General features: G+C 72.7%; 31 protein-coding genes, 2 tRNA genes and 1 pseudogene. 24 read left to right on the forward strand and 10 right to left on the reverse strand.

The features are described 5' to 3' along the window. A pseudogene (locus tag AB0H64_RS32905) lies at positions 1 to 614 on the forward strand (serine/threonine protein kinase); the annotation flags it as partial. 84 nt (positions 615 to 698) lie between these two features. On the opposite strand, the gene AB0H64_RS32910 reads toward AB0H64_RS32905, so the two are convergent. Continuing rightward, positions 699 to 1721 (reverse strand): M48 family metallopeptidase, encoded by a 1023-nt coding sequence (locus AB0H64_RS32910; RefSeq protein ID WP_357632438.1) that lies wholly within the window; start codon positions 1719 to 1721, stop codon positions 699 to 701. Positions 1722 to 1817: 96 nt separating this feature from the next. Between AB0H64_RS32910 and nadD the strand changes: the two genes are divergently transcribed. The 5 genes from nadD (at position 1818) to AB0H64_RS32935 (ending at position 4871) form a co-directional block, all read left to right on the forward strand. Continuing rightward, the gene (gene nadD, locus AB0H64_RS32915) at positions 1818 to 2432 is read left to right on the forward strand and encodes a nicotinate-nucleotide adenylyltransferase (protein WP_357632440.1); all 615 of its coding nucleotides are present in this window, start codon (positions 1818 to 1820) and stop codon (positions 2430 to 2432) included. 122 nt (positions 2433 to 2554) lie between these two features. Then, positions 2555 to 2950, forward strand: a complete 396-nt coding sequence (gene rsfS, locus AB0H64_RS32920; protein ID WP_357632442.1) for a ribosome silencing factor — start codon at positions 2555 to 2557, stop codon at positions 2948 to 2950. Beyond that, complete coding sequence (locus AB0H64_RS32925; RefSeq protein ID WP_357632444.1) at positions 2947 to 3576, forward strand: histidine phosphatase family protein; 630 nt, start codon at positions 2947 to 2949, stop codon at positions 3574 to 3576. Before rsfS ends, AB0H64_RS32925 begins: the two co-directional genes overlap by 4 nt. A gap of 118 nt (positions 3577 to 3694) precedes the next feature. Beyond that, positions 3695 to 3767, forward strand: a tRNA-Ala gene (locus tag AB0H64_RS32930). An 87-nt stretch (positions 3768 to 3854) separates the two neighbouring features. Further along, positions 3855 to 4871: a protein kinase family protein gene (locus AB0H64_RS32935; protein WP_357632446.1), complete on the forward strand. Its 1017-nt coding sequence runs from the start codon at positions 3855 to 3857 to the stop codon at positions 4869 to 4871. Positions 4872 to 4890: 19 nt separating this feature from the next. Here the strand turns inward: AB0H64_RS32935 and AB0H64_RS32940 are convergent, their stop codons facing one another. Further along, a complete protein-coding gene (locus AB0H64_RS32940; RefSeq protein WP_357632448.1) occupies positions 4891 to 5556 on the reverse strand; it encodes an AIM24 family protein in 666 nt (221 codons plus the stop codon). A gap of 205 nt (positions 5557 to 5761) precedes the next feature. Here AB0H64_RS32940 and AB0H64_RS32945 point away from each other — a divergent pair, with 205 nt between their 5' ends. The 4 genes from AB0H64_RS32945 to AB0H64_RS32960 all read left to right on the forward strand — a co-directional run bounded on the left by AB0H64_RS32945 (position 5762) and on the right by AB0H64_RS32960 (position 9056). Further along, complete coding sequence (locus tag AB0H64_RS32945) at positions 5762 to 6310, forward strand: fasciclin domain-containing protein (protein WP_357632449.1); 549 nt, start codon at positions 5762 to 5764, stop codon at positions 6308 to 6310. Between the two features lie 133 nt (positions 6311 to 6443). Continuing rightward, complete coding sequence (locus AB0H64_RS32950; RefSeq protein WP_357632451.1) at positions 6444 to 7028, forward strand: RNA polymerase sigma factor; 585 nt, start codon at positions 6444 to 6446, stop codon at positions 7026 to 7028. Then, the gene (locus AB0H64_RS32955) at positions 7028 to 8086 is read left to right on the forward strand and encodes a CU044_5270 family protein (RefSeq protein WP_357632453.1); all 1059 of its coding nucleotides are present in this window, start codon (positions 7028 to 7030) and stop codon (positions 8084 to 8086) included. The genes AB0H64_RS32950 and AB0H64_RS32955 overlap by 1 nt, the downstream gene beginning before the upstream one ends. A 97-nt stretch (positions 8087 to 8183) precedes the next feature. Continuing rightward, positions 8184 to 9056 (forward strand): hypothetical protein, encoded by an 873-nt coding sequence (locus AB0H64_RS32960; RefSeq protein ID WP_357632455.1) that lies wholly within the window; start codon positions 8184 to 8186, stop codon positions 9054 to 9056. Positions 9057 to 9132: 76 nt separating this feature from the next. Here AB0H64_RS32960 and AB0H64_RS32965 read toward each other — a convergent pair whose 3' ends face one another. The 3 genes from AB0H64_RS32965 to AB0H64_RS32975 all read right to left on the reverse strand — a co-directional run bounded on the left by AB0H64_RS32965 (position 9133) and on the right by AB0H64_RS32975 (position 11587). Further along, positions 9133 to 10092 (reverse strand): DUF523 and DUF1722 domain-containing protein, encoded by a 960-nt coding sequence (locus tag AB0H64_RS32965; RefSeq protein ID WP_357632457.1) that lies wholly within the window; start codon positions 10090 to 10092, stop codon positions 9133 to 9135. Beyond that, complete coding sequence (locus AB0H64_RS32970; protein ID WP_357632459.1) at positions 10089 to 10565, reverse strand: sigma-70 family RNA polymerase sigma factor; 477 nt, start codon at positions 10563 to 10565, stop codon at positions 10089 to 10091. Before AB0H64_RS32970 ends, AB0H64_RS32965 begins: the two co-directional genes overlap by 4 nt. 83 nt (positions 10566 to 10648) lie before the next feature. Beyond that, complete coding sequence (locus AB0H64_RS32975) at positions 10649 to 11587, reverse strand: MerR family transcriptional regulator (RefSeq protein WP_357632461.1); 939 nt, start codon at positions 11585 to 11587, stop codon at positions 10649 to 10651. Positions 11588 to 11725: 138 nt separating this feature from the next. Between AB0H64_RS32975 and AB0H64_RS32980 the strand changes: the two genes are divergently transcribed. Both AB0H64_RS32980 and AB0H64_RS32985 read left to right on the forward strand, forming a co-directional pair. Beyond that, a complete protein-coding gene (locus AB0H64_RS32980; RefSeq protein ID WP_357632592.1) occupies positions 11726 to 12001 on the forward strand; it encodes a deoxyribodipyrimidine photo-lyase in 276 nt (91 codons plus the stop codon). Between the two features lie 77 nt (positions 12002 to 12078). Further along, complete coding sequence (locus tag AB0H64_RS32985) at positions 12079 to 13035, forward strand: GNAT family N-acetyltransferase (RefSeq protein WP_357632463.1); 957 nt, start codon at positions 12079 to 12081, stop codon at positions 13033 to 13035. On the opposite strand, the gene AB0H64_RS32990 is transcribed toward AB0H64_RS32985, so the two are convergent. After that, positions 13009 to 14022 (reverse strand): YafY family protein, encoded by a 1014-nt coding sequence (locus AB0H64_RS32990; protein WP_357632464.1) that lies wholly within the window; start codon positions 14020 to 14022, stop codon positions 13009 to 13011. The genes AB0H64_RS32985 and AB0H64_RS32990 overlap by 27 nt on opposite strands. 44 nt (positions 14023 to 14066) lie before the next feature. Here AB0H64_RS32990 and AB0H64_RS32995 point away from each other — a divergent pair, with 44 nt between their 5' ends. Next, a complete protein-coding gene (locus tag AB0H64_RS32995) occupies positions 14067 to 14519 on the forward strand; it encodes a hypothetical protein (RefSeq protein WP_357632466.1) in 453 nt (150 codons plus the stop codon). A gap of 7 nt (positions 14520 to 14526) precedes the next feature. Here the strand turns inward: AB0H64_RS32995 and AB0H64_RS33000 are convergent, their stop codons facing one another. Then, positions 14527 to 14847: a hypothetical protein gene (locus AB0H64_RS33000; RefSeq protein ID WP_357632468.1), complete on the reverse strand. Its 321-nt coding sequence runs from the start codon at positions 14845 to 14847 to the stop codon at positions 14527 to 14529. 48 nt (positions 14848 to 14895) lie between these two features. Beyond that, positions 14896 to 16692, reverse strand: a complete 1797-nt coding sequence (gene nhaA / locus AB0H64_RS33005; protein ID WP_357632470.1) for a Na+/H+ antiporter NhaA — start codon at positions 16690 to 16692, stop codon at positions 14896 to 14898. Positions 16693 to 16880: 188 nt separating this feature from the next. On the opposite strand from nhaA, the gene AB0H64_RS33010 reads away from it, so the two are divergent. After that, positions 16881 to 17660: a hypothetical protein gene (locus AB0H64_RS33010; RefSeq protein ID WP_357632472.1), complete on the forward strand. Its 780-nt coding sequence runs from the start codon at positions 16881 to 16883 to the stop codon at positions 17658 to 17660. Positions 17661 to 17901: 241 nt separating this feature from the next. Beyond that, the gene (locus AB0H64_RS33015) at positions 17902 to 19401 is read left to right on the forward strand and encodes a M28 family peptidase (protein WP_357632594.1); all 1500 of its coding nucleotides are present in this window, start codon (positions 17902 to 17904) and stop codon (positions 19399 to 19401) included. Positions 19402 to 19497: 96 nt separating this feature from the next. Here AB0H64_RS33015 and AB0H64_RS33020 read toward each other — a convergent pair whose 3' ends face one another. Beyond that, complete coding sequence (locus AB0H64_RS33020) at positions 19498 to 20004, reverse strand: DUF523 domain-containing protein (protein ID WP_357632473.1); 507 nt, start codon at positions 20002 to 20004, stop codon at positions 19498 to 19500. A gap of 72 nt (positions 20005 to 20076) precedes the next feature. Here AB0H64_RS33020 and AB0H64_RS33025 point away from each other — a divergent pair, with 72 nt between their 5' ends. From AB0H64_RS33025 to AB0H64_RS33045, 5 genes are all read left to right on the forward strand, one after another. Beyond that, positions 20077 to 20442, forward strand: coding sequence for a hypothetical protein (locus AB0H64_RS33025; protein WP_357632475.1), 366 nt, complete (start codon positions 20077 to 20079; stop codon positions 20440 to 20442). After that, a complete protein-coding gene (locus tag AB0H64_RS33030; RefSeq protein ID WP_310711715.1) occupies positions 20439 to 20819 on the forward strand; it encodes a hypothetical protein in 381 nt (126 codons plus the stop codon). Before AB0H64_RS33025 ends, AB0H64_RS33030 begins: the two co-directional genes overlap by 4 nt. A gap of 29 nt (positions 20820 to 20848) precedes the next feature. Beyond that, positions 20849 to 21511, forward strand: coding sequence for an SRPBCC family protein (locus AB0H64_RS33035; protein ID WP_357632477.1), 663 nt, complete (start codon positions 20849 to 20851; stop codon positions 21509 to 21511). Positions 21512 to 21637: 126 nt separating this feature from the next. Then, positions 21638 to 22960 carry an MFS transporter gene (locus AB0H64_RS33040; protein ID WP_357632479.1) on the forward strand — a complete coding sequence of 441 codons (1323 nt, stop codon included), beginning with the start codon at positions 21638 to 21640 and terminating at the stop codon, positions 22958 to 22960. Continuing rightward, a complete protein-coding gene (locus tag AB0H64_RS33045; protein WP_357632480.1) occupies positions 22957 to 23787 on the forward strand; it encodes a metal-dependent hydrolase in 831 nt (276 codons plus the stop codon). The genes AB0H64_RS33040 and AB0H64_RS33045 overlap by 4 nt, the downstream gene beginning before the upstream one ends. Positions 23788 to 23826: 39 nt before the next feature. Here the strand turns inward: AB0H64_RS33045 and AB0H64_RS33050 are convergent, their stop codons facing one another. Beyond that, positions 23827 to 24573 carry a dienelactone hydrolase family protein gene (locus tag AB0H64_RS33050; RefSeq protein ID WP_357632482.1) on the reverse strand — a complete coding sequence of 249 codons (747 nt, stop codon included), beginning with the start codon at positions 24571 to 24573 and terminating at the stop codon, positions 23827 to 23829. A gap of 69 nt (positions 24574 to 24642) precedes the next feature. Here AB0H64_RS33050 and AB0H64_RS33055 point away from each other — a divergent pair, with 69 nt between their 5' ends. The 4 genes from AB0H64_RS33055 to AB0H64_RS33070 all read left to right on the forward strand — a co-directional run bounded on the left by AB0H64_RS33055 (position 24643) and on the right by AB0H64_RS33070 (position 26154). Then, a complete protein-coding gene (locus AB0H64_RS33055) occupies positions 24643 to 25062 on the forward strand; it encodes a MarR family transcriptional regulator (protein ID WP_357632483.1) in 420 nt (139 codons plus the stop codon). A 93-nt stretch (positions 25063 to 25155) separates the two neighbouring features. Beyond that, on the forward strand, positions 25156 to 25407 hold the full coding sequence (locus AB0H64_RS33060) for a helix-turn-helix domain-containing protein (RefSeq protein ID WP_357632485.1): 252 nt from the start codon (positions 25156 to 25158) through the stop codon (positions 25405 to 25407). A 4-nt stretch (positions 25408 to 25411) separates the two neighbouring features. Beyond that, positions 25412 to 26017 (forward strand): Clp protease N-terminal domain-containing protein, encoded by a 606-nt coding sequence (locus AB0H64_RS33065; RefSeq protein WP_357632487.1) that lies wholly within the window; start codon positions 25412 to 25414, stop codon positions 26015 to 26017. 64 nt (positions 26018 to 26081) lie between these two features. After that, positions 26082 to 26154 (forward strand) — tRNA-Ala (locus AB0H64_RS33070). Positions 26155 to 26204: the final 50 nt, after the last annotated feature.

A 26204-nucleotide genomic window follows, 5' to 3' on the forward strand; every position in this document is an offset into this window, starting at 1 on the left:
CCGTTCGGCCCCCGGCGCGCGCCGGCGCCCGGGCGGCGGCCGCCCAGGCGCGAGGGGGCCGCGCCGCCCGCTTCAGGTCGGAGCCCGGCTCCACCTCGCTGCCCGCGGGCAACGCCGCCCTCCTGCTGCTGGCCGTGCTCGCCGTGCCGTGCGTGGTGGCGTCGGTGATGTGGCCGATCGCCTCCATCGGCATCACGGCGGTGTTCGTGGTGCTGACGCGGACCATCTGGATGAGCCACTGGCTGGTCCGCAACCGCGCGTCACGGCGCTGGCGGGTGGCGCTGCGGGTGCTGGTGTTCCCGTTCGCGGCCACCGGCTCCGCGGTGACCGCGGCACTCTGGCCGGGCGTGCCCGTCGTGGTGGCGGCCGGCGGAGCGCTCTGGCTCACCGGCGGCGGTCAGATCGGCTCCGACTGGTGGCAACAGCCCGCGCCGGTCACCGCCGCGGGCGTGGTGTTCGGCATGCTGTGCGGCGGCATCACCGGCCGCGAGATCGAGCGGATCGGCGCCCGGCTGCCGGAGCTGCGCCGCGAGGGGCTGCGCGCACTGGCCGTGCTGGGCGGGTTCGTCGCCCTGTGCGCGGCGGCCGTGCGCGCGATCGCTCTACTGCTCTAGAACGTGACCGCTCCAGAACCTGGCTGCTCCGGACACCGTCGGTGAGGCCGGCCCCGGAGCGCTCGGGGAAGGGGGCCGGGGCCGTCAGCCCTGGCCGCCGTCGCGGCGGGAGAAACGGTTGAAGATACGCTCGCCCGCGTTGACCGCGCCCTCCGCCACGTCGCGCAGCACGCCGATGAACGGGTCCTGCGACTGCGACCAGGAGGCGCGGTAGGACTCGGCCGCGGCCTTGACCTCGTCGGTGACACGCGTGTTGGCGTCGTCCTCACGGCGGGGGTAGTCGCCGGCGATGATGCGGTCGTACTCGCCGCTGCGCTGCCACTTGTCCAGCTCGGCCACGCGCACCACGGCGAACGGGTGGGTGGTGCCGAGCAGGTTGAGCACCTTGAGGAAGCCGTCGCGCAGGTCGCCCGCAGTGTCGTACTCGTGGTACTGCTCCAGGAAGGCCTCGATGTTCATCTCGTGCGTGTAGGCGCCGCCGGCCAGCTTCATCAGCGCCCGCTTGCCCGCCTCCGGGTCCTGGCCGACGAGCAGGCCGCCGCGGTCGCAGGAGAGCTCCGACTTGCGGTACCACTCCTCCAGGCCGGCCACGATGGCGCGCAGCCCGATGTAGCCGAGAGGGATCCACGCGACGCGGGTGGCCAGGCGGGTGAGGATGTCGAGCATCGTCCGGTAGACCGCGTGTCCGGACAGGATGTGCGCGGTCTCGTGGCCGATGACGAAGCGCTGCTCCTCCTCGTTCATGAGGTTGAGCAGTCCGGTGGTCACCACGATGAACGGGTCGTCGAAGCCGATGGCCTTGGCCTGGACCTGGGGGTCCTGCTGGACGTAGATCTCGGGGATCCGGTGCAGGTCGAGGGTGTAGGCGGCGTCGCGTCCCATGTCGTACAGGGAGCGGAACTGGGTCTCGCTCACCCGCACGGCCGACGCGAGGTACATCAGGCGCAGCCGCCGCTCGCTGATGAGACCGGACATTTGCTTGAGAACCGTGTCGAACCCACTCAATTTACGCAGAGCGACCAGGGCGGACCGGTCTGCGGGGTGTTCGTAGGCACGGGACGAGATGCCGGGCAGTTGGACGCGGTTGCGGTCCGGGGTGGTCGTCATGCCCGGCATGCTACGTCGGCATCGTGGGCGATGCGCGGGTCTCGCCGAGGGGGGTCCCCTCATCTTCTGGTAGGGGTTCCGCGTAAGGTCCGACACATGATGCTTGCGCCTGGTGTCCAGGGGAAGCGACGCGTGGGAGTGATGGGTGGGACGTTCGACCCCATCCATCACGGTCACCTGGTCGCCGCCAGTGAGGCGGCGCACCATTTCGAGCTCGACGAGGTCGTGTTCGTGCCGACGGGCCGGCCGTACCAGAAGTCGGAGCGAGAAGTGTCGGCGCCCGAGGACCGCTACCTGATGACGGTGATCGCGACCGCGTCCAACCCCAGGTTCTCGGTGAGCCGGGTCGACATCGACCGGCCCGGACCGACCTTCACCATCGACACGCTGCGCGACGTGTCGCAGGCGTACGGGCCGGACGCCGAGCTGTTCTTCATCACTGGCGCCGACGCCCTGGGCGCGATCCTCACCTGGCAGGACGCGAGCGAGCTGTTCGGCCTCGCGCACTTCGTCGGCTGCACCCGGCCCGGCCACACGCTGCACGACCCCGGCCTGCCCGAGGGCAAGGTCACCCTGCTGGAGATCCCCGCCCTGGCCATCTCCTCCTCGGAGTGCCGGCAGCGCGTGGCCGGCGGCGAGCCGATCTGGTACCTCGTCCCCGACGGCATCGTGCAGTACATCAACAAGCGCGGCCTCTACCGCCGGGACTGACCGGCGCGCCCTCGTCCACCCTTGTACGCTCACGGCTTCCGCCGCGGGAGTGAGGGGTTCGGGCGGAGAAGGGTAGGCTCAGCACAAGGCAGGTTGCCTACACAGGAGGACAGACCCGCATCGTGACCGCATCTGACAGAGCCGTCCAGCTGGTCAGGATCGCCGCCGAGGCCGCGGCGGACAAGCTGGCCGACGACATCCTCGCGTACGACGTGAGCGAGCAGCTCGTCATCACTGACGCTTTCCTGCTCTGCTCCGCCACCAACGACCGACAGGTCCGCGCCATCGTCGACGAGATCGAGGAGAGGCTGCGCACCGAGGCCGACGCCAAGCCCGTCCGCCGCGAAGGCGAGCGTGAGGGCCGCTGGGTGCTCCTCGACTACCTCGACATCGTCGTGCACGTGCAGCACGAGGAGGACCGCACCTTCTACGCCCTGGAGCGGCTGTGGAAGGACTGCCCCGCCATCGCGCTGCCCGAGGGCGTGATGCAGGCCAACATCCAGCGAGCCAGGAGTTGAGCAAGCGGATCGTCTGCCTTCGGCACGGGCAGACGCTGTGGAACGTCGAGCACCGTTTCCAGGGACACTCCGACATCCCCCTGGACGAGACCGGCCAGGCCCAGGCGGCCCGGGCGGCCTCGCTGCTGGCGTCCCTGCGCCCCAGCATGATCGTCTCCTCCGACCTGCGGCGCGCCAACGACACCGCGCTCGCGCTCGGCCGGCTCGTCGGCCTCGACGTGGCCGTCGACAAGGACTTCCGCGAACGGGGCGGCGGGCAGTGGGAGGGCCTCACCCGCGACGAGATCGCCGCCCGCTGGCCGGAGGAGTACATCGCCTGGGAGGCGCCCGACGGCGAGCCCGTCACGGAGGTGGCGGCGCGCGTCGCCGCGGCCATGCGCCGCTGGGCCGCCAAGCTCGACGACGACGGCCTACTCGTGATCGCCTCGCACGGCGCCGCGCTGCGGCTCGGCATCTGCGAGCTGCTCGGCCTGCCCGAGGAGCTGTGGCCGGCGCTGGGCGGGCTGGGCAACTGCTCGTGGTCGGTGCTGCAGGAGGGCCGCAAGGGATGGCGGCTGCTGGAGCACAACGCGGGCACGCTGCCCGAGCCGATCAGCAGCGACGACCGGCCGGACGCCCAGACCTGAGCCTGCGCACGGCCCGCGCCGCCGCTCACCGGTGGTGCGGGACCGCGATTAGGCGAATCGTGCGGATGACTATATGCTTCCTGAGCGCCGTTCACGAGAGCACTCGAAGCGGTGACCAGGGGCTATAGCGCAGTTGGTAGCGCGCCTCCATGGCATGGAGGAGGTCTGGGGTTCGAATCCCCATAGCTCCACAACCAGCCGATCCCGTCCGATCACCTCGATCGGGCGGGATCTCGCGTTTTCCCGGCCGCCGTGGCCCTCGACGGACGGAGCCGTAGATGCACGCGGTGCGCCTCGCCGCTTACCGGAGCGTTTCCACCCGGCTGTCGATGCTGAGCGACCGCCAGATCGTCGACCTCGTGACCGCGGCCACGCCCCGCCACGCCGGCATCGGCGGCAGATCGGCGGAGCTGGACGTCGACGGAACACGGATGTTCGTCAAGCGGGTCCCGCTGACGGACCTCGAAGCACGGCCGGAGCACTTCCGATCGACGGCCAACCTCTTCGGCCTGCCCACCTTCTACCAGTACGGCATCGGCTCGGCCGGGTTCGGCGCCTGGCGCGAACTGGCGACCCACACCATGACCACCGACTGGGTGCTCGGCGACGCCTACGAGGGCTTCCCCCTCATGTACCACTGGCGAGTGATACCGGACTCGCCACCGGCGGGCCTGGCCGACGAGTTCGGCGGGATCGACGGCGCGGTGGCGCACTGGGAGGGGTCTCAGGCCGTGCGCGAACGGCTGGAGGCCATCGGCCGGTCCTCGCTCAGCCTGGTGCTCTTCCTGGAGCACCTCCCGCAGACGCTGGCCGCCTGGCTGGCCGACCGGCGGGCCGATGCCGCGGCGTGCGCGTGGACGGAGGAGGCTCTCGACCGCGGGGCCGCCTTCATGAGCTCGAAGGGCCTCGTCCACTTCGACGCTCATTTCCTCAACGTCCTGACCGACGGCCGTGTGATCTACTTCGCGGACTTCGGGCTCGCGCTGTCCTCCCGGTTCGACCTGTCAGCGGCCGAGGCCGCGTTCCTGTCGGACCACCGCGCCTACGACCGTCACTACATCCCGACCCACCTGCTCCGCCATCACCTGCCCGGCGGTGCGCGCGATGCCGCCCAGCACGAGGCGTTCCTCCGCGACTGGATCGCGGGCGGCGCCGCGCGCGAGGGCGTCCCCTCCGCCATCGCCGCGATCATCGACCGGCGCGCCAGGGCCGCCCTCGTTCTGGACGGCTTCCACCGTCGCCTCGTCACCGAGAGCAAGCGGACGCCCTATCCGGTGGCCGAACTCGGTAGCTGACGGGTCCGGCAGGACCGGCTCACTGGGCGCGGACGACCGGCCGGCCCTCGCTCGCCTGGACGAGGACGAACCCCTGGCCCTGGAAGGCGAGCTGCACCGCCTCGCCGCTGCCCCGGCCGATCAGGGCGCCCGCCTTGAACGTACGGTGGACGCCCACGCGCAGCCCGGCGCTCCAGCACACGGCCGCCTGGCCGTCGGCGAACGTCGGCGCCCGTGAGGCGTCGAGCATCACCGGGGCGCCGTGCGCGGTGACAGCCACCCAGCCCGTGCCCCTGATCGTCATGTTGAACAGGCCGCCCGCGGCGATCCCCGCGCCCTGCACCCGGTTGATGTCCCAGGTGAGCGAGGCGTCGAGGGCGAGCAGGTTGCGGCCGTTGACGGTCAGGGCGTCGTCCTCCAGGTGGAACAGGTGGATGTCGTCGGCGTTGTCGGCGAGGAACAGCGCGCCCTCGCCGGTGACGCGCATGAGCGGCGCGCCCTCACCGGTCACCACCTTCTTCAGCAGCTTGCCCACGCCGCCGGCACCCTCGTAGGAGAAGTCCATCCGCCCCTGGAAGGCGACCATCGAGCCCTGGCGCGCCAGCACCTCGGGCGGGAGCTGGACGCGCAGCATCTTGGAGTTCTGCAGGGCGAAGGTGCCGGTCCCCTGCTCGGAGCCGAGGTTTCCTAACAGGGCGCTGCGCATGGGGCCTCTTTCGGCGTTCGGAGTTTGTGCCGGTATGAGGGTGACGAACGGCGTGGCGCTCCGGTTCCCTTCGCCGCTTTGCCGGCTTTTTGCCGGAAATCTGCATCCCTGGACGTCCCGCGTACCGGAGGAGAGGGAAACAGGCGCGGCGGCGCCGGCACCGGAGCCGCCTCACCACAGGCTCCATCGAGGGGAACGACGACCAGTGAAGAGAATCCTGCTCGCGGCGGCGCTCGGGCTGTCCGCGACCCTCGCGGGCGCGCCCGGCGCGTCCGCGTCCGCGTCGGCGCCCGGCACGCCGTTCGGGCCCGGCTGTCCGGCCTCGAGCCAGAGCGACGTCGCGGCGATCGCCGGCAAGCCGGTGGTGGCCGCGGCCTCCCAGGTGAACGAGCTGTCCACGCTGGTCAGCGCGATCAAGCAGGCCGGCCTCACCGACAAGCTCAACTCCGCCCAGGACATCACCGTCTTCGCGCCGACCGACCAGGCGTTCGCGGCCGTGCCCAAGGAGACCCTGTCCGCGGTCCTCGCCGACCGGCAGGCGCTGACGAAGATCCTGACGTACCACGTGACCGAGGGCAGGCAGGCGCCCGGCGACCTGGCCGACGCCCGGCTTACCACCCTGGAGGGCGGCACGGTCCACGTGAAGGGCGCGGGGGAGAACTACACGGTCAACCAGGCGAAGGTGCTGTGCGGCAACGTGCCGACGAGCAACGCCTCCGTCTACGTCATCGACAAGGTCCTCATGCCGGAGTAGTGGCGAAGGGGGCGTGGGCGCGGCGAGCCGGATGAACGGCCGCCGCGTCTCCGTGCGCGCCGGAGGTCAGTTGGTGTGAAGAAAACCTGCCGAGCGGCGAACACTGGGCGACAGTCGCCTTCGGAAGGACGCCATGACTGCACCACCTGACGCCAACGATGTGATGGAAGACGTCACCGTGGTCGGGCGGTCGCTGGACAATCCCGAGCTTTTCGCCGTCCTGTACGACCGGTACTTCAAGGAGGTCTACCGCTATCTGGCCGCCCGGCTCGGCAGCGAGCAGGCCGAGGACCTGGTCGCGGACGCCTTCCTGCTCGCGTTCAACGGCAGGCACGGCTTCGACCCGCAGCGGGGCACCGTGCGGTCGTGGTTGTTCGGCATCGCCACCAATGTCGTGGCCCGGCACCGCCGCAGGGAGGGCCGCCGCCTGAACGCGCTCAGCAAGGTGGCGGCTGAGGACTCCGCCGACGGGCACGAGGACCGGGTGACCTCGCAGCTCGCGGCGCAGGCCAGCCGGCCGGAGCTCGTACGGGGGCTGAAGGGCTTGGCGAAGGGCGATCGCGACGTGGTGTTCCTGCTCGTCTTCGGCGGCCTGGGCTACGAGGAGATCGCCACCGCCCTGGACATACCGGTGGGGACCGTCGGGTCCCGGATCAACAGGGCGCGCAAGAAGCTGCGCAAGGCCTTGGGCGACGTCAACCCGATCGGGGAGTGGTGATGGACGAGCTGAAGCTGATCGAGGCCGTGTTCGCGGAGCCCGAGCCCACGTCGGAGGCGGCGGCGAAGGGGCGTGACCGCCTCCTCCGCGTGGCCCGCGAGGCACAGGCGTCGCGGGCGGACCGTCGGCGCCGCAGGTGGCCGGCCGCGCTGCCGATCCGGCGCGTCGCCCTGGTCGGCGCCATGGCGCTGACGCTCACCGGCGGCATCATCGTCACCCAGGTGAGCCTGGGTGGCTCCGACCCGCGTACCCCCGGGTACCTGATCGCCGCCCCTCCGGCCGACGCCAAGGCGCTGCTCACCCTGGCCGCCCGGGCCGCCGCCGGCCGGCCCGACACGGTGCCGGCCCGCGGCCAGTACGTCCACACCAAGGCGCTGGCCCAGCACAGCCTGTACACCAAGGACGCGTCGGGCCGGACGCTCTACACCAAGGTGCTGGTCAGCCAGGAGCGCTGGGAGGCGGCCGACGTGGGCAAGCCCTGGCTGAGCCGCGACCGGAACCTGTCGGCCACGGGACCGGCGCCCCGCAGGTACTGGGACCACGGCGTCGAGGACATCGTGTCCGAGCCGGGAGCCTGCCCCGGCCGGCCGGCCTACGCGCGGCTGGGCGCCTGGCCGACGGACCCCGCCCAGGTACGCGCGAAGATCGTGGCCGACACGGGGGAGGAGCCGCTGCGCATCTGGCGCTCCCTCCAGAGCCTGGTCCGCGAGTCCGTGGTACGGCCCAGCCTGGGCGCCGCGCTGTACCAGGTCGCCGCCGGGCTGGACGGCATCGTGCTCATCGGCGACGCCGTGGACGCCGCCGGCCGCCCCGGCCTGGCCGTCGCCATGGACGAGCGCGACGGCACCCGATCCGAGCTGATCTTCGACCGGAAGACCTACCGCTACCTCGGCGAGCGCACGGTGAACACCAGGGACCGCAAGGTGAGAACGCCCTCCGGCGGCGGGTACACCGAGAAGAAGGGCGCGGTGACCGGCACCGCCGTGCTCGCCGTCGATCTCACCGCCGGCTTGCCCGAGATCTCGCCGAAGGCGTCCCGCATGAAGATCCCCTGCTGAGACTTTTCCCCACCTGATCCGGCCTTTCGGCCGTGAGTTCTGTCCCGCATGCCCTCAGGTCGATCCGGCATGCCCTCAAGGAAGAAGGAGAACATCCATGTTCATCGCCAAGGCGGTCGCGGCCACCCTGCTCGCCGGCTCGTTCGGCGGTCTCACCTCACCGCCGTCGGGGGACGCCGCCGCGTACGAGAAGCAGACGCAGCTGGAGGCCGAGCGCGTCGCCTGCATGACGGAGCGGGGCCTGGATTACGTGGCCTCGCCGGAGCCTCGGTACAAGTGGCAGCCCGGAGAGCAGGAGCGGCTCGCGGGTGACCTGGAGGCGTTGCGGGCGTACCGGAGCAAGTACGGCTTCGGCGTCTGGTCCCCGAACGTCTATCCGAAGGACGAGGTCGTCAATCCTGTCCAGCACGAGAACCCGAACGACACGATGCTGATGTCGCTCTCGGCCGGCGAGCTGAAGAAGTGGCGCGCCGCCGACGAGTCCTGCTTCTCCCGGGCGGTCAAGGAGGTGCTGGGCAAGACCGTCACCTCCCAGGACGACTTCTACGACCAGCTCGAAGCGGCGGTGCGCAAGTCGTTGAGCGTCCTCGACCAGGACAAGCGGCTCGTCCGGCTGGGCAAGCAGTTCGCCGCGTGCCTGGGCGTCAGCCGGACCGAGCCGACCGCGCTGGACGGTCTGAGCCACGCGAAGATCGTGCGGCAGGCTTCGGACGTCGCCAGGAAGGCGTGGAAGGGCGAGCTGCCCAAGGGCGAGACCGTCGTCTTCCGGCCGAACCTGAAGCCCGCGGAGGCCAGGCCGTACCTGGACAAGGAGATCAAGGCGGCGCTGAAGGACCTGGAGTGCGGTAAGGACTTCTACCCCGCCTACTCTCCCAAGGCCATGGAGATCACGTCGCGGGTCTACCAGGAGTTCGGCCGGGAGGGCGCGGCCCAGGCGATCCCGTCCCGGATCTACCGCAAGCTCGTCTGACCCAGCGCTCCCGGGGTGGCGCTCGTGGCGCGCGAGCGGCACCCCGATCCCGCCTTCTTCACTTCAGGGCGGTGGGTCACGCGGGGACGTGGTGGCGCAGGGCCAGTTCGTCCGGGTACGGCGACAGGAACGTCTGTTCGCGCACGTAGGCCGACCCCTCGCCCTCCGCGTCGTGCCGGATCAGCGTGGCCGGGACGCTCAGCGGCACCCGGCCGGCGCGGTAGGAGCCGATGACGCCGGCCAGGTGGTCGCGGCGGGCCGGGTCGAGGCCGAGCATGCCCAGGCAGTGCTGGAGGGCGTTGACGTTGCGTCCGGGTCGGGCCCGCTGGGCGAGCGCCGCGTGGAACGCCCCGGTGTACGCGGCGGCCACCTCGGCGCGGGGGCGCGCGCCGGCGCGGGCCACGACCACACCCGCGGTGCGGTGGCCCAGCGGATCGTGGGCGAGCAGCTGCATCTTGTGGCGGGTGTGGAAGGCGACCAGATCGCGTGCCCGCCAGTCGCCCGCAAGGAGCGCGCGCAGCCGCGCGTGCGCGAAGATCCGCTCCACGAACGCCTCCCGAAGCACGGCGTCGTGCAGCCGCCCCTCGTCCTCCACGGGCAGCAACGGGTGCGCCTCGACGACGGCCGCGGCGAACACGCCCCGCTGCCGCCGGTCGACCGGCTGCCCGTCCGCCCCCGGGTAGAGCGGGATGCCGTGGACGCCGCAGGTGGGGCTGCGCGACTTGAACACGTAACCGTCCACGTCGAGGGCTGCTGCGCGGGTCTCGGCCAGGGCCGCCATGCGGCCGGTGAGGTCGGTACGGGTCTTCCGGGTCATCAGGCGCGGACCGGACGGCGAGCGCTCCAGGCGGAGCGTCTCGCGCGGGGTGCCGAGGCCCACCTCCATCTCGGGGCAGACCGGCACCCAGTCGACGTACGGGTCGAGCGGGCCGGACAGGAAGCGGTCCCGGCTGTGGCCGCCGTTGAACCGCACGAGCTCCCCGATCAGGCAGCTGGACACGGCCACCCGGGGCCGGACCGGGGCCGGGCCGGTCATGCCGCCTCCAGCAGGGCGGACAGCCGGTGCAGGCCGCGGGCGGTCCGGGCCTTGACGGTGCCGAGCGGCACGCGCAGCCGTTCGGAGATCTCGCGCTGGCTCAGGTCGCCGTAGTAGGCGAGCGCGATGGCCTCCCGCTGCGCGACCGGCAGCTCCGAGAGGGCCCTGCGGACCAGGTCGCGCCGCACGACCCCCTCGCTGTCGTCGCGGCCGTCGTCGCCGGCCGGCTCCCCGGCGGCCTCCAGCGGCACGGTGGCCCTGCGGGCGCGCAGATGGTCCACGCCGCGCTTGCGGGCGATGCCCAGCAGCCACGCCTCCAGGCTGCGCGCCGGGTCGTAGCGGTGCCCGGACAGCCAGGCCTCGATGAACACCACCTGGGTCACGTCGTCGATCTCGCCCGGCGGGACCAGGCGGCGAAGGTACGAGCGCACCAGGGGGGCGTGGGTGCGAAAGCAGTCGGCGAGCGGTTCCATGCGCTTTCACCCTTCCTCGGATAACCTATTCAAAACTTATTCAATGCGACGTCGCAGGCGGCAGGCAACCAAGGGCAGGGAGATCAGTGCGCCCGGGCGGCGACGAGGGCGACGGCCTCCTGGAGAGAGGCGGCGCGGGCGACGCGGGGCGGCAGCTCCGGCCGCCATCCGGGGCCCCCGACGACGAGGCGGGCCGGTGGGCGCAGGGCCGGCAGGGCGGCCAGCGGGGCGGGATCGCCCGTGGCGGCCAGTTGCGACCAGACGAAGACGACTGCGGGCCCGAGGCGGCGCATCGCGTCGGCCAGCGCGGGATACGGGGTGCGGGCACCGAGCACGCGGGTGTCGATCCGGCGGTCGATGGTGAGCGCGGCGGCCAGCACGTGGACGGGCAGGCTGTGCTGCTCCTCCTCGGCGCAGGCCAGCAGGACCGGCCGGTCGTTCACCGGGCGGGCGGGACGCGCGGCGAGGGGGTGCAGGGCGGCCAGGAGGCGCTCCGAGAACAGGTGCTCGACGTCGATGCCGCCGCCGGTCTCAGCCTGCCTGCGGCAGATCGTGCCGAACGCGGGCACGACGAGGCGCTCCCAGGTTGCCACGACGCCGAGCCGGGCCAGGGAGGCGGCCAGGCCGGCGGTCACCGTCAGGCCGTCCAGCGCCAGCGCGGCCCTGGCCAGCATCGCGGCGGACGGCACGGGCGCCTCCTCCCCGGGCGGGGGTGCCGGCTCCGCCATGGCCCCCGGCTGCTCCGCCTCGGACGTCTCGGGAGGGGCGGGCGGACGGAGCGCCTGGCGGGCGGCGTCGGCCGGGGGGACCCCGGCGTGGACCAGCCGGTTCATCTCCTCAAGACGGGCCAGGTCGGCCGCGCCGTACCGGCGGTGGCCCCCGGGGCTGCGGCGGCTCGGGCCGATGCCGTAGCGCAGGTTCCACGTGCGCAGGGTGGGCGCGGGCACGCCGAGCCGCCGTGACACGGCGCCGATGCCGTATCCCGGCTCCTCGGCGGCGTGAGCCGAGCCCGTCTCCTCCATGCATGTCCCCGTTCGCGGTCCGATCCGTGACGCTCCGGCTCATTCTTTCGGACCGCGCGCCCCGCGGGTTGCAACCGGCGGCGGGCCGGTCTCCGAAGACCGTGGTGTGGGCACCGTCATCGTGCTCTTCACCGGGACCTGCGGGTCCACGACCATCCCGCGCCGGCGGCGGCGTGCGCGCGGGCCCGCCACGTGGTGCCGCTGTTCGTGCTCCACCCGGCCGTGCCCGCCGGGCGGCGCGTGCCGTTCCTGCTGGACAGCCTGCGCGACCTGCGCGATGCGCTGCGCGCCCGCGGCGGCGACCTGCTGGTACGGCGGGCGACACGGGCTGGTCCACGAGCCGTGGCGCTCGCCCGTGCCGATCCCGGGATGTCCGGGGCCACTGCACCTCCGGGCCGCGTAACGGACCCGTAACGGATCTTGGGGAGAGGGCGGCGCGTCTGGAAGGCTGGCGTCATGATCCCGCCCGCGCGCCCAGGGGGAGGGCCCGCATGACAGCCGTCCGAGCTTTCGCCGCGGGGGACGAGGGCGCCCTGGTCGACGCCTGGAACCGGGCCATGCCGGCCGATCCCACCACCCTGGGCTGGTTCCGCGACTGCGTGCTGCTCGACCCCAACTTCGACCCCGAGGGCCTGCGCGTGGCCGTCACGGCCGCCGGTGAGGTCGCCGGCTGCGCGTACGCGGTGCGCCGGCTGACGCCGCTCGCCCCCGGCACCGGCCTGGAGCCGGAGACGGGCTGGATCCCGTTCCTGTTCGTCGCGCCGGAGCACCGGGGCGGCGGGCTGGGCCGGCGGCTCCTCGACGAGGCGCTCGCCTTCCTGGCCGCTCACGACCGCACCCGGGTCGAGTTCGCCTGCTACACGCCCCACTACGTGCTCCCCGGAGCCGACCCCGAGCGCTACCCCGCGGGCTGCGCGCTGCTGCGCGAGGCCGGGTTCGAGACGGTCTCCCAGCCGGTCGCGATGGACCGGAGCCTGGCCGGCTACGTCACGCCCGACGTCGTGCGCGCGCTGCGTGAGCGCCGCGAGGGCGAGGGCTACCGCTTCCGCTGTCCCGGCGACGGCGAGCTGCCGGAGCTGATCCGGTTCGCCTCCCGGGAGTTCAGCCCCGAGTGGGGCGAGGCGATCAGGCGGCTCGGGGACCCGGCGCGGCTGCTCGTGGCCGTGCGGGAGCGCGTCGTCGGGTTCGCCGCGTACGGGGCGTACCGGGGGATCGCCGAGCGGTTCGGGCCGTTCGGCGTGGACCCGTCCGAGCGGGGGACCGGGATCGGCGCGATCCTCCTCCACGGGGCGATGACCATGATGCGGGCCGAGGGGCTGCACGCGTCGTGGTTCCTGTGGACGGGACAGACGGGGCCCGCGGCCCGGTTGTACGTGAAGGCGGGCTACGAGGTCACGCGGCGCTTTCACGTGATGCGCCGCTCAGCCGGGGCCGTCCAGGGCGGCTGACCGGTCCGCGGAGGACGCGTACCGGCGGGTGAGGGCCCGCGCGACGGCCGCGACCGCGTGGCGCAGCTCCGGCGGCGACAGGACCTCCACGTCCAGGCCCAGCCGCAGGAGCTCGCCCGTCGCGTGCTCCACCGACTCGATGGGCACCGTCACCCGCGTCCAGCCCTCCTCGTCCGGCGGCCCGGCGGTGGCCCTCGCCGCCGCCACCACGCCCGGGGTCATCAGGTCGGCCAGGCGCTCCAGCCCGCGCGGCGACAGCTTGACCACGGCCTCGCCGCGCCGCAGCCGGGCCTCGAACTCCGACCGGTACGCCTCCCAGTGGGCCGCCAGGTCGAATCCCGGCGGGCGGGTGAAGCGCTCCTCGTGCAGCGGGTGCAGCTCCAGGATCTGCGACACCCGGTACGTGCGCACCTGCCTCTCCGAGCGAGCCACGACGTACCACCGCCCGGCCTTGACCACCAGCCCGTACGGCTCCAGCCGCCGCTCCACCTCCTGCGGCGTCTTCCAGCGGCGGTACCTGACCTGGAGCGCGTGCTCGTCCCACACGGCGGCGGCCACGGCCGGCAGGTGGGTGACCGGCTCCGCGTCGCGGTACCACGAGGGCGCGTCCAGCAGGAACCGCTCCTGGATCCGCCCGGCCCGGTCCCGCAGCTCGACGGGCAGCGCGGCCATGAGCTTGAGCTGCACGGCCGTCACCACCGCGCCCAGCCCCAGCTCGGCCGCCGGGCCCGGCAGCCCGGCCAGGAACAGCGACTCCGCCTCGTCGGCCGTCAGCCCGGTCAGCCTGGTCCGGTAGCCGTCGAGCAGCCGGTAGCCGCCGCTCGGGCCGGCGTCGCCGTACAGGGGGATGCCGGCGGCGTGCAGCGACTCGACGTCGCGGTAGATCGTGCGCACGGACACCTCCAACCGCTCGGCGAGCTCCCGCGCGGTCATGAGGCCGCGCGTCTGCAGGAGCAGCAGGATCGAGACGAGCCGAGAAGCGCGCATTCGCTGACACTACCTGTCAGTGACCCAGCCCTATCGTCGCCCGCATGAACGACTTCGACTTCCTCATCGGCACCTGGAACGTCCACAACCGCAGGCTCGTCAGCCGGCTCACCGGAAGCGACGAGTGGGAGGAGTTCGCGGGCCGGTCCACGTGCACGAGGCACTTCGACGGCGCCGCGAACGTCGACGAGATCGTCTTTCCCGCCAAGGGCTTCTCCGGGCTGACCGTGCGCGTCTGCGACCCGGCCACGGGGGAGTGGTCGATCTACTGGGCCGACAGCACCGGGGGAGCGCTCGGCCTGCCGCCCATGGTGGGCCGGTTCGAAGGCGGCCGGGGCGAGTTCTACGCCGACGACGCGCACGAGGGCAGGCCGGTGCGCTGCCGGTTCATCTGGACGGTGGGCGGCCCGGACTCCTGCCGGTGGGAGCAGGCGTTCTCGGTGGACGGCGAGCGCACCTGGGAGACCAACTGGACGATGGACCTCACCCGGGCCTGAGCCCCGTCTACGTCTGGCTGCCGGCCCAGAGGATCACGAGGATGGCGACGGTGGCCAGCACCAGCAGGGCCCCGCCCACCACGAGCACCCAGCGCAGGCCGGGCGAGCGAGCGGGCTCGGCCTCGTACACCGGCACGTCGGGCAGCATGTCCGGCGTGTACGGCAGGCGGCGCGTGCCCGAGTCCTCCACGAGCGACGGGTGCGGCGTGTGCCGGGGCGGATCGTCAGGGGCGGGGGTCTCGTCGGGGGACGAAGGCTGGGCGGGGACGGGGATGTGCGTGGTCTTGCGGGCGTCCGGGTCGTCCGGAAGGGGGCGGTCGGCGGTCATCGTGGCTCCTGACCGTGAAGGCGGTGGGCGGTGCGTGGCGGGTGCCGTTCAGACGGACTGTTCCTGTTCTTCCACCGCACGCGTGATCGACACCAGATCCAGGCCACCTTGGTGGCGGACGCCGTTGACGAACAGCGTCGGCGTGCCGCGCACGCCGCTCGCCCGGCCCGACCGCTCGTCCCTGGCGACCCGCGCGACCTGCCCCGGCACGTCCGGCCACGGCTCCACGCCCATCTCGGCGGCGTAGCGGACCAGGTCGGCCTCCGTCAGGAACCGCTGGTTGCCGAAGAGCACGTCGTGCATCTCCCAGAACTTCCCCTCGCGCGCCGCAGCCTCGGACACCAGCGCGGCCGACATGGCCCTCGGGTGCAGGGTGCGCAGCGGGAAGTGCCGGAACACCACGCGGACGTCGGGGTGCCTGCTGAGCAGCTCGTCCAGGATCGGCTCCAGCCGGCCGCAGTACGGGCACTCGAAGTCGCCGTACTCGACGATCGTGACCTTGGCGTCCGCCGGGCCGCGCACGTGGTCGTCCGGTCCCACCGGCTCCGACAGCAGTACGGGCAGCTCCTCCTCCGGCTCCGCCTCGGGCGGCGCGCACACGCCGCCCCGGTCCCACGCCAGCCGGAACGCGATCCAGCCGGTCAGCGCCGACAGCAGCGATCCGGCGAGGATGCCGATCTTGGCCTGGGCCTGCACGGCGGGGTCGTCGAAGGCCAGGTCCACGATGAACAGCGACACCGTGAACCCGATGCCCGACACCGCCGCCCCGCCGAGCAGCTGGCCCCACACCAGATTGCCCGGCAGCAGCCCCCAGCCGAAGCGCAGCGGCAGCCACGTGCCGAGCGAGATCCCAGCGAACTTGCCGAGCAGCAGCCCGGCCGCCACGCCGATGGAGATGGGCGAGGTGGCGGCCTGGCGCAGCGTGTCGCCGTCGAGCGCGACGCCGGCGTTGGCCAGCGCGAACAGCGGCACGATCACGTAGCTGCTCCACGGGTGGAGCTGGAGCTGCAGCCGCTCGTTCACCGAGACGGCCGCGCGCACCCGGCGGGTCGCCTCGCGGGCCGCGCGGGCGTTGGGGTCGCTGGCGAGCCCCTGCACGGCCTCTCCGGCGGCCAGCAGCTTGTACTCGCTGGGCGCGTACACGAAGACCAGGACGCCGAGCGCGATGCCGACCAGCGTCGGGTGGACGCCGCTCTCCAGCGTGGACACCCACACGCCGAACCCGAGCAGGATGTAGGCCGGCGCGCGCCAGATCCGCAGCCGCCGCAGCGTCAGGATGGCCGCGAGCAGCACCGCCGCGACGATCAGGGCCGGCACCGACAGGTCGCGGGTGTAGAAGACGGCGATGATGATGATCGCCAGCACGTCGTCCACGATCGCCAGCGTCAGCAGGAACGCGCGCAGCGGCTCGGGGCAGCGGGCTCCCACCACGGCCAGCAGGCCGAGCACGAACGCGGTGTCGGTGGCGATCGGCACGCCCCAGCCGCCGGCGCCCGGTCCGCCCGCGTTGAGCGCGAGGTAGACGGCCGCCGGCACGATCATGCCGCCGAACGCCGCCACGGCGGGGACGGCCAGCAGCCGCCGGTCCCGGAGCTGCCCGAGCCGCACCTCGTAGGAGACCTCCAGGCCGATGAGGAAGAAGAACACCGCCATCAGGCCGTCGTTGACCCAGTGGCGCAGGTCGAGGGAGAACTCGGCGGGGCCGAAGGACAGGCCCATCGGGGTGTGCCAGAACGTCTCGTAGGTGCCGCTCCACGGCGAGTTCGCCCACAACAGGGCGAGCAGGGTCGCGCCGAGCAGCACACTCGTGCTCCCCGCCTCGGTCTTGAAGAACGCCCGCAACATCCTGAACCCCCCAGGGGTCCGATGATAGGGGGAGTGGCCGCGTGCTCCCCGAGCGCGGTCGGCGGACGGCACCGGATCGTTAATTCGGCGCAGCCGAATTTCGCCGCCGGAATGGCACCGGGTAATGGGACGGATTTTCCGGGTGATCGAGTTGCCGCTACGTGATCTTGGCCCTATTGTCGCGCCTCATGAGATTACGTATGACCGCGATGGTCGCCGCCCTCGTCTCGCTCCCGCTGACCGGCACGGCCGCCGCCGCGGCCGGTTATCCCGTCAAAGGCGATGGGCTGACCGCCAGCCCCCTTTACGACAAGGGCGCCCTGCCTGCCGTGAAGTGCGCGGAGAAGCCGGTCAAGGCCCGCAACCGCACCTCCGTCCGGGCCTACGTCGACGGCGTCGTCGGATGTCTCGACGCCACCTGGGAACAGCACCTCACCGCCGCCGGGCTGCCCTTCAAGAAGGTGCGGGTGAAGCATTACACCCGCATTCCCAAGAACTATTGCCGAATGGACGTCGGCAAGGAGCAGTCGATGGCGTTGTACTGCTCCAGGACCAGTACCATCGCCTTCCAGATCGGCAAGGACTGGCTGGAGAACCCGTACGACCTGTGGCTCGCCGACATGACCGCCGGCATGTACGCCTATCACGTACAGAATCTGGTCGGTATTCAGGAGGCGCTGGACAAGGAGCCGTATCGCAACAAGGCCGAGATGGCGGAGCAGGTGCGCCGGGCGAGCCTGCAGAGCTCGTGCCTGGCGACGGCGTTCCTGAAGAGCGTGTGGCCGCTGGACCGCCGCTCCAAGCGCGACTGGAACGACCTGCTCTCGCTGGTGCAGGGCGACAGGGCCGGTGAGCCGCGCTACTACGGCAAGACCGGGACCATCAAGATGTGGATGCGGCGCGGGTACGCCCAGGGCGACCCGGGGGCGTGCAACACCTGGACGGCGTCGGCCGCGCAGGTCTCCTGAGGTCCCAGGCGAGTCGTATAGAGCAATTTATAGCGATATTTCGGGTTTTCCCGGATTTATGGGCCTTCTCAGCGGGGGCGTGGCTGGTTACGTTCGGGCGGGCCGCCGATCGGCCCGAGGGAGGGCGGCGCATCCCGGTCGCTCTCCCGGCACGTGCTCCTTCGTCTCCACCCCCCACGGAGGATCCATGAAGTTGCTCCTGTCCGCGCTGGGCGCTCTCGCGCTGGCCGTGTCACCGGCCCTGACGGCACCCGCGACGGCGGCCCCGGCACACGCCCCCGGAGCCGTCTCCGCACACTCCCCGGCGGCAGCCCTCGCGGCGCCGAACATCCCACTGGCGAACGTCAAGGCCCACCTCGCCCAGCTCCAGAGCATCGCCTCCGCCAACGGCGGCAACCGCGCCCACGGCCGCCCCGGCTACCTGGCCTCCGCCAACTACGTCAAGGGCCTGCTCGACGGCGCGGGGTTCACGACCACCCTGCAGTCGTTCACCTACAACGGCGCCACCGGCTACAACGTCATCGCCGACTGGCCCGGCGGCGACCCGAACGACATCCTCATGACCGGCGCCCACCTCGACAGCGTGACGGCCGGGCCGGGCATCAACGACAACGGCTCCGGCTCCGCGTCGATCCTCGAGACCGCGCTGGAGGTCTCCCGCCAGGGGCTCCAGCCGGCCAAGCACCTGCGCTTCGCCTGGTGGGGGGCGGAGGAGCTGGGGCTGCGCGGCTCGCAGTTCTACGTCAACAACCTGCCCGCCGCCGAACGCGCCAAGATCAAGGCGTACCTGAACTTCGACATGGTCGGCTCGCCCAACCCCGGCTACTTCCTCTACGACGGCGACAACTCCGACGGCGTCGGTTCCGGCCCCGGCCCGGCCGGCTCGGCGGAGCTGGAGCAGACCCTCCAGGCGTACTTCACCTCCATCGGCGTGCCCACGCGCGGCACCGACTTCGACGGGCGCTCCGACTACGGGCCGTTCATCAGCGCCGGCATCCCGGCGGGCGGCACGTTCACCGGCGCGGAAGGCACCAAGACCAGCGCCCAGGCGCAGCTCTGGGGCGGCACCGCGGGCCAGGCTTTCGACTCCTGCTACCACCGCTCCTGCGACACCACCGCCAACGTCAACGACACGGCGCTCGACCGCAACGCCGACGCCATCGCGTACGCCATCTGGACGATCGCCACCGCAGTGCCGCCGGCCACAGTGTGGTCCGACACCTTCGAGACCGCCACCGGCTGGACGGCGAACCCGTCCGGCACCGACACCGCCACCACCGGCCAGTGGGAGCGCGGCGACCCCGAGGCCACCACCTCCAGCGGCGCCAAGCAACTCGGCACCACCGTCAGCGGGACCAACGACCTGGTCACGGGACGGCTCGCGGGCTCCACCGCGGGCGATCACGACATCGACGGCGGCACCACCTCGATCCGCTCGCCGCAGGTCCCGCTCCCGACCGGCGGCGTGCTCAAGCTGACCATGTCGTGGTACCTGGCACACGGCAGCAACTCTTCCAGCGCCGACTTCCTCCGCGTGAGCGTGGCGGGGACCTCCGGCACCGCCGCGGTCTTCACTCAGGCCGGTGCGGCGACCAACCGTGACGCGGCGTGGGGGACGGCGACGGCCGACATCTCCGCCTTCGCCGGGCAGAGCGTGCGCATCCTGGTCGAGGCGGCCGACGCCTCTGGCGCCAGCCTGGTCGAGGCGGGGATCGACGACGTCAAGATCACCCGCCAGTGACGAGCGCCCCTGAGCCGGGCGCGCCGGATGCCGCGCGGGCAGGTCTGCCGGGAGCGGCGGGACCGGGCGCGCCCGGAGCGGCGAGGTGGGTCCGGCTCAGGGGTGGCCGCCGGTCTCCAGGGTGGCCAGGTAGCCGGCGGCCTCGGCGATCCGGTCCTCGGTGAAGACGCGGACCCCGTTGGCCTCCAGCAGCGCCGTGGTGACGCCCTGCCCGGGAGTGCGCCTGCCCTGGAAGGCGCCGTCGTAGATCGCCAGCGCGCCGCACGACGGGCTGCCGTCCTTCAGCACCGCCAGCCGTACCCCGGAGGAGCGGGCCACGGCCAGCGCCGACCGCGCGCCCTCCAGGAAGTACGCGGTCACGTCGGAGCCGTCCGAGGCCAGCACGCGAGCGGCGCCCGCCAGCACGGCGGCGCCGCCCGCGCCCGCCTCGATCTCGGCGGCGGGACGCGGCGTCGGCAGCCCGCCCTCGACCTCGGGGCAGAACGGCACCAGCCGCCCCTCCTCGCGCCACCCGGCCAGCCGGGCGTCGGAGCTCGTCTTGGCCCCGCCGTCGTAACGCACCCGCCGGCCCATGAGGCACGCGCTGACCAGGATCCTCTCCATGCCTTCGATCCTACGAACCCGCGCCGCCCGCCCCGTCCGGGGGCGAGGGGGGCGGGCGATAGCCTTTGCGCGATGAACACCACCGTGGCCACGATCGTCATCGCCGGCTCGCTGCTGCTCGCGCTGGCGAGCCTGATCACGGCGATCCGCGACCGGCCCATGGGCATGGTCCTGCTCGTCGGCTTCGCCGTGCTGGAGGTGGCCGTGCTGGTGCAGGCGGGCATCGTGATCGCGGCCGTCGCCGGGGGCGAGGGCGCGCACGTGTCCAAGGGCACGCTGTTCGGCTACCTCGCGGGCGAGGCGGTGATCCCGCCCGCCGGAGTGTTCCTGGCGCTGGCCGAGCGCAGCCGGTGGGGCTCGGGGATCCTGGCCGTGGCCGGGTTCGCCATCGCGGTGATGACGGCGCGGCTGCTGCAGATCTGGCAGGGCGTGCCGTGACGTCCCCCTCGATCGGGACCGGCCCCGGCCGGGCGCTGCTGGCGGTCTACGGGCTGTTCGCGCTCGCGGCGGGCGCGCGGGCCGCCGTGCAGATCCTCACCCGCTTCGGCGAGGCGCCGCTGGCGTACTCGCTGTCGGCCTTCGCCGCCCTCGTCTACATCCTGCTCACCGTGGCGCTGGCCCGCGGCGCGCGCCGGCTGGCGCTGGCGGCGCTGTTCGTGGAGCTGGCCGGGGTGCTGGTCATCGGCACGGCGAGCGTCCTCGACCCGGCTGCCTTCCCGGAGGCGACGGTGTGGTCGGTGTACGGCAAGGGCTACCTGTTCATCCCGCTCGTGCTCCCGCTCGTGGGCCTCTACTGGTTGCTGCGCAGGCGTTAACGACGCCCCCGTCGGGGCAGCGGGACACCATGAGCACGATCGAACACTCGGTAGACGTCAACGTTCCTGTCAGGGTCGCCTACAACCAGTGGACGCAGTTCGAGAGCTTCCCCGAATTCATGGAAGGGGTCGAATCGGTCAAACAGCTCACGGACACGCGCACCGCGTGGATCACCGAGATCGCCGGGGTGCGGCGCGAGTTCGAGGCCGAGATCTCCGAGCAGCACCCGGACGAGCGCATCGCCTGGCGTTCGGTGGACAAGCCCCGGCAGGCCGGGGTGGTGACCTTCCACCGGCTCGACGAGAACACCACGCGGGTGACGCTCCAGATGGAGTACGACCCCGAGGGCTTCCTCGAGACGGCCGGTGACTGGCTGCAGCTCGTCCGCCTGCGCGTCCGCAACGACATGGAGCGGTTCAAGGAGTTCATCGAGTCGCGCGGCGGCGAGACCGGCGCGTGGCGCGGCGACGTTCCCGGCCCGCACCAGCACGGCTCCGACCTCGGCACCGGCGGCTCCATGCCGCCCCGCTCCAGCGACCCCGTGCCGCCGGGCTCGGGCGAGCCCGTGCCGCCCGGCACCGTCGGCGGCAGCGACTACCCGCCCGGCACCGGCACCGGCCCCACGCTTCCGCCGCCCGGCCCGCTCGGGACGCACGACGACCCGCCGCAGCCGCCGCGCCCGGTGCTGTAACGGCACGCGCTGACAGGACACCCACTTCGACCACAAAGCCCCCGGGACCGGGGGCTTTGTCATGTGTCAGGAATAAATGCCGGTTTTGGGGCTGTTAAGATTGCCATTCGTCCCATGATTAGATGAGTGGAGGATCTCCCCCGCATGAGCGTGCTCGCCGAGCTCCGAAGCGAGTCCCGCGGCAGGACCGGCCCCCTCGCCTGGCTCCTGGTGCTGGGAATCGTCCTCGCCGCCCTCAACCTGCGCACCGCCGTCACCAGCGTCGGACCGCTGCTCGACCAGCTCACCCAGGGCCTCGGCATGAGCAGCGTCGGCACCGGTCTGCTCACCACGCTACCCGTGCTCGCCTTCGCGACGGTCGGCGCGGTCACGCCCTCACTGTCCAGGCGGCTCGGCGAGCACCGGCTGCTGCTGCTCGCCCTCGTCACCCTCGGCGTGGGCCTGCTGGTCAGGTCGCTGGTCGGCTCGGCGCCGGTGTTCCTGCTGAGCAGCGCGGTCGCGCTGTCCGGCGGGGCCGTCGGCAACGTCCTCATCCCCACCCTGATCAAGCGCCACTTCCCGGCCCGCACCGGCGTCATGACCACCGTCTACACGACCGCGCTCGCCGCCGGCACGATGCTGGCCGCGGCGGCCACCGTGCCGATCGAGCGCGCGTCGGGCGACTGGCACATCGCGCTCGGCGTGTGGGCGGCTCTGGCGGCCGTGGCCACCCTGCCCTGGCTCGCCCTGCTGCGCAGCGACCCGGCCAGCCGGGCCCCCGCCGTGGGGAACGCGTCCGGCGACACGGAGGACGACGCCGCCCCTGAGGCCGCGGCGCCCGCCTCGGGGCTGCGTCAGCTCGCCCGCAGCCGGCTGGCCTGGATGGTCGCCGTCTACTTCGGCACCCAGTCGATGATCGCGTACATCATGTTCGGCTGGCTGCCCACGATCCTCACCGACGGCGGCTACAGCACCGGCGAGGCCGGGTTCGTCCTCGGGGTCTTCACCGCGCTGAACATCCCCGTCTCCATCCTCGTCCCCGTGGTCGCCTCGCGCTTCCGCGACCAGCGGCCCGTGGTGGTCGGGCTCGTCGCGGCGTACACGGCCGGCTTCCTCGGGCTGTGGCTCGCGCCCGTCTCCACCGCCATGGTGTGGGTGGTGCTCATCGCGCTCGGCATGGGGTCGTTCCCGCTGGCGCTCATGATGCTCGGCCTGCGCACCCGCACCGCCGAGGCCACGGCCGCGCTGTCCGCGTTCGGGCAGAGCGCGGGCTACCTCATGGCCGGCGCCGGGCCGCTCGCCGTCGGCCTGCTGCACGACCTGACCGGCGGGTGGACGCTGCCGTACGCGATGCTCTTCGTGGTGCTGGCCGCGCAGCTCGTCACCGGCCTGTACGCGGGACGGCGTCGCTACATCGAGGACGAGCGGCGGGAGCGCGTGGACGCCGAGCCTGCGACAATTCCGGCGTGAACTCCACCGTCGTCACCTTCCCCGCGGGCCGGGTCACCGGCCGATCCGAGATCGTCGGGACCGTGCCGGTAGGGGAGCGGCACGGTCTCGTCGTGTCCGAGACCCCGTTCCACCCGCTCGACCACACCTGGCCCGACCAGCCCGCCGACCGCGGCACGATCGGCGGGCTGCCGGTCGTCGACTGCGTGACCGGCGCCTGGTCGGAGGGCCGGCTCCACCTCGGCGAGGACATCCCCGCGCGGCGGGGCGCCGAGGGCCGGCAGTGGCTCGTCGTGCACGTCACCGACACCCCGCTGCCGGTCGGCGAGAGCGTCGACCTGGCCGTGGACCCCGCCTACCGCGCGGCCCTGTCGGCCGGGCACACCGCCTGCCACCTGGCCGCCCTGGCCCTGAACGCCGCGCTGGCCGGCCGCTGGCGCAAGGAGCCGGCCCTGGACGGGCTCGGCCACCCCGACTTCGACCAGACGGCGATCACCTCCTCGCGCATCTCGCCCGACGCCAGCCTCGACGTGTACCGGCTGGGCAAGTCGCTGCGCAAGAAGGGCTTCACGGCCGACGGCCTGGACACCGGCCTCGCCGAGGTGGCCGCCGCCGTCAACGACCGCCTCAAGGCGTGGACGGCGGCCGACGCGCCCGTTCGGCTGGACGTGCCCGGGCCGGAGCTGACGGCCCGCCGCACCTGGCACTGCGCGCTGCCCGAGGGGGAGGCGTCGATCCCGTGCGGCGGCACGCACGTGTCGCGCACGTCCGAGCTGGGGACGGTCACGGTCGAGCTGGCCCTGGAGGAGGCCACCACCCTGACCATGCGCACCACCGTGACCCGCTGAGCCGTTCGCCGACGGCCGCCCCCGGCTTCTGAGGCGCGCTCAGACGGCGGCAAGGAAGTCCAGCACTCTCCTCCAGGCGTCCGCGCAGGCCGCCTCGTGCGCGTTCGCTGCGGTGTGCGCGGTGTCGAAGAAGCCGTGCGGCGCGCCCGGATAGGTGACCAGCTCGTGCCGCACCCCGGCCGCCGTGAGCGCCTGCCCGAACTCCGCCACCTGCTCGGCGGGGATGCCCTCGTCCGCGCCGCCGAACAGGCCGAGGACCGGCGCCGACAGCTCGGCGGCGTGCTGGGTGGGGCCCGGCCCGTACGGCCCCGCGATGCCCGGCGCGCCGTAGAAGCCGATCACCCCGGCGAACCCGAACCGGGGCGCGGAGGCGAGGAACGCGTTGCGCCCGCCCATGCAGAAGCCCAGCGCCACCGCCGGGCGGCCGAGCCGGTCGGCCGCGGCCATGATGTCGGCCTGGATGGTGTCCCTGCCCAGCCTGGTGACGTGCTCCATGATCGGGAAGCCCTCGCCGCGGTCGTCGTCCGCGGCCGTGCGTCCGTAGTAGTCGATGGCGACGGCCGGGTGGCCCTGCTCCGCCAGCCGTACGGCCAGGTGCTTGTAGAACCCGTGCAGGCCCCGCACGTCGGGCAGGACGACGACGCCCGCGCCGCGCACGTCGTCGGGACGGGCCTCGTAGGCGGCGAACGTCGCACCGTCCGCCGAGGTCAGGCGGAGCGACCGGGCTCGGGTGCCGGTGACGGGGGGCGTGAGGGCCGGCGGGGCGGCCTCGGGGTCGTAGCACATGGCTGGGAAATTTACCAAAGCCAGATTGATAAAGCCAGGCTTGGCGTCGGTGGCACTAGCCTTGGGCCCGTGCTAGCGAAGGACCTCCGCATCGCCGTCGGCCGCCTGGCGCGGCGCATCCGCCAGCTCTACACCAACGGGGCGGACGACGACGTGTCGTTCAGCGAGCTCGCCGTACTGGCGCGGCTGGACCGGGAGGGGGCGCTCACCTCGGCCCGGCTCGCCGCCCTGGAGCGCGTCACCGCCCAGGCCATCGGCACGATCCTCGGCGGCCTGCACCGGCGCGGGCTCGTGGCGCGCGACCCCGACCCCGAGGACGGCCGCCGGGTGATCTCCTCGATCACCGGCAAGGGGCAGGCCGCGCTCGTCAGCCGCGACCTGGTCATCACCGAGCGCCTCGCCGCCGCCGTCGACACCCTCACCCCCGAGGAGCGCGAACGCCTGGCGGCCGCCCTGCCGATCCTGGCCGACCTGGCGGACCGCCTCTGAGTGCTCGCGGCCCGTCTCCCGGCTGCTGGAGCACGCTTCGCCAAGTGTCAGCATGTGGTGACAAACGCCATGGTGTCAGCATATGCTGACGCCATGACCGTACCCACGACCGGGCCCGAGCCCGTTCCGGTGGACGCCGCCGACCTGGCCCGTGCCGCGGCCGGCCCCGACCCCGGCGTGGGGCTCGCGGCGGTCGCCGCCCTCCGGACCCTGCTGGAGGAGCTGGAGGCGGCGCACGTGTCGCACGCCCGCGACCGCGGCTGGTCCTGGGAGCGGATCGCCGACGCGCTCGGCGTGAAGCGGCAGACGGTCCACCGCAAGCACGCCCGCAGACTCGGGAGGTAACACGATGCCGCCTCATTCGCCCGACCGGACGCCCGACGCGACGCCCGGCGGGCCCGCCGCGTCCGCCGCGCGCCACGGCTTCGCCCGGTTCACCCGCCCCGCGCGCCGAGCCGTGACCACGGCCGGCACGATCGCGCTCGACGCGGGCCACCCGGCCTTGACCACCGGCGTCCTGCTGCTCGCCCTCGCCGAGACCCGCCCCTTCGACCTCACCTCGTTCACCGCCACGCGCGAGGAGATCGGCTCCCTCGTCGACACGGGCCCGGACGCGCGGGCGCTGCTCGCCACGCTCGGCATCGACCTCGACGAGGTGCGCCGCCGCACCCGCGCGAGCGCCGGCGACCCGGACCGGTGGCGGCTCACGCGCTCGCCGCTGCGGCCCCTGAGGATGACGCTGCACGGGCCGCTGGGCTCGATCCCGCTGGCGGGGCACATGCGCAAGGTCGTGGAGGTCGCCCGCTGGCGGCCCGGCCCGGTGACGGGCGAGAGCCTGCTGTGGGGCCTGCTGGCCGACGGCGGCAACGGCACGGCGGCGATCCTGCGCTCCGCCGGGGTGGACGTGTGCGGACTCGTCCGTGAGCTCGGCATGCCGGTCCGGCGGGCGGCCTAGCGTCCGGTTTCGCCGTGGGTGGCACGGGGACGGCGGGATCTCCGATACACTTGCCATGAATCAAGGGGCTATAGCGCAGTTGGTAGCGCGCCTCCATGGCATGGAGGAGGTCTGGGGTTCGAATCCCCATAGCTCCACTGTGATAATGCGGCGGCATCCGTTACGGGTGTCGCCGTTTCGCTTCCAA

The sequence above is a fragment of the Nonomuraea sp. NPDC050733 genome (assembly GCF_040654215.1).
Classification (GTDB): domain Bacteria; phylum Actinomycetota; class Actinomycetes; order Streptosporangiales; family Streptosporangiaceae; genus Nonomuraea.

Coding starts and splice junctions, on each gene's coding strand:
- AB0H64_RS32995 (WP_357632466.1), top strand. CDS start 14,067: ATGAACGACTTCGACTTCCTCATCGGCACCTGGAACGTCCACAACCGC.
- AB0H64_RS33000 (WP_357632468.1), bottom strand. CDS start 14,847: ATGACCGCCGACCGCCCCCTTCCGGACGACCCGGACGCCCGCAAGACC.
- AB0H64_RS32970 (WP_357632459.1), bottom strand. CDS start 10,565: ATGGAACCGCTCGCCGACTGCTTTCGCACCCACGCCCCCCTGGTGCGC.
- AB0H64_RS33035 (WP_357632477.1), top strand. CDS start 20,849: ATGAGCACGATCGAACACTCGGTAGACGTCAACGTTCCTGTCAGGGTC.
- AB0H64_RS32950 (WP_357632451.1), top strand. CDS start 6,444: ATGACTGCACCACCTGACGCCAACGATGTGATGGAAGACGTCACCGTG.
- nadD (WP_357632440.1), top strand. CDS start 1,818: ATGATGCTTGCGCCTGGTGTCCAGGGGAAGCGACGCGTGGGAGTGATG.
- AB0H64_RS32935 (WP_357632446.1), top strand. CDS start 3,855: ATGCACGCGGTGCGCCTCGCCGCTTACCGGAGCGTTTCCACCCGGCTG.
- AB0H64_RS32985 (WP_357632463.1), top strand. CDS start 12,079: ATGACAGCCGTCCGAGCTTTCGCCGCGGGGGACGAGGGCGCCCTGGTC.
- AB0H64_RS32975 (WP_357632461.1), bottom strand. CDS start 11,587: ATGGAGGAGACGGGCTCGGCTCACGCCGCCGAGGAGCCGGGATACGGC.
- AB0H64_RS32990 (WP_357632464.1), bottom strand. CDS start 14,022: ATGCGCGCTTCTCGGCTCGTCTCGATCCTGCTGCTCCTGCAGACGCGC.
- AB0H64_RS32955 (WP_357632453.1), top strand. CDS start 7,028: ATGGACGAGCTGAAGCTGATCGAGGCCGTGTTCGCGGAGCCCGAGCCC.
- AB0H64_RS32965 (WP_357632457.1), bottom strand. CDS start 10,092: ATGACCGGCCCGGCCCCGGTCCGGCCCCGGGTGGCCGTGTCCAGCTGC.
- nhaA (WP_357632470.1), bottom strand. CDS start 16,692: ATGTTGCGGGCGTTCTTCAAGACCGAGGCGGGGAGCACGAGTGTGCTG.
- AB0H64_RS32910 (WP_357632438.1), bottom strand. CDS start 1,721: ATGACGACCACCCCGGACCGCAACCGCGTCCAACTGCCCGGCATCTCG.
- AB0H64_RS33060 (WP_357632485.1), top strand. CDS start 25,156: ATGACCGTACCCACGACCGGGCCCGAGCCCGTTCCGGTGGACGCCGCC.
- AB0H64_RS33050 (WP_357632482.1), bottom strand. CDS start 24,573: ATGTGCTACGACCCCGAGGCCGCCCCGCCGGCCCTCACGCCCCCCGTC.
- AB0H64_RS32960 (WP_357632455.1), top strand. CDS start 8,184: ATGTTCATCGCCAAGGCGGTCGCGGCCACCCTGCTCGCCGGCTCGTTC.
- AB0H64_RS32940 (WP_357632448.1), bottom strand. CDS start 5,556: ATGCGCAGCGCCCTGTTAGGAAACCTCGGCTCCGAGCAGGGGACCGGC.
- AB0H64_RS33020 (WP_357632473.1), bottom strand. CDS start 20,004: ATGGAGAGGATCCTGGTCAGCGCGTGCCTCATGGGCCGGCGGGTGCGT.
- AB0H64_RS33065 (WP_357632487.1), top strand. CDS start 25,412: ATGCCGCCTCATTCGCCCGACCGGACGCCCGACGCGACGCCCGGCGGG.
- AB0H64_RS33025 (WP_357632475.1), top strand. CDS start 20,077: ATGAACACCACCGTGGCCACGATCGTCATCGCCGGCTCGCTGCTGCTC.
- AB0H64_RS33010 (WP_357632472.1), top strand. CDS start 16,881: ATGAGATTACGTATGACCGCGATGGTCGCCGCCCTCGTCTCGCTCCCG.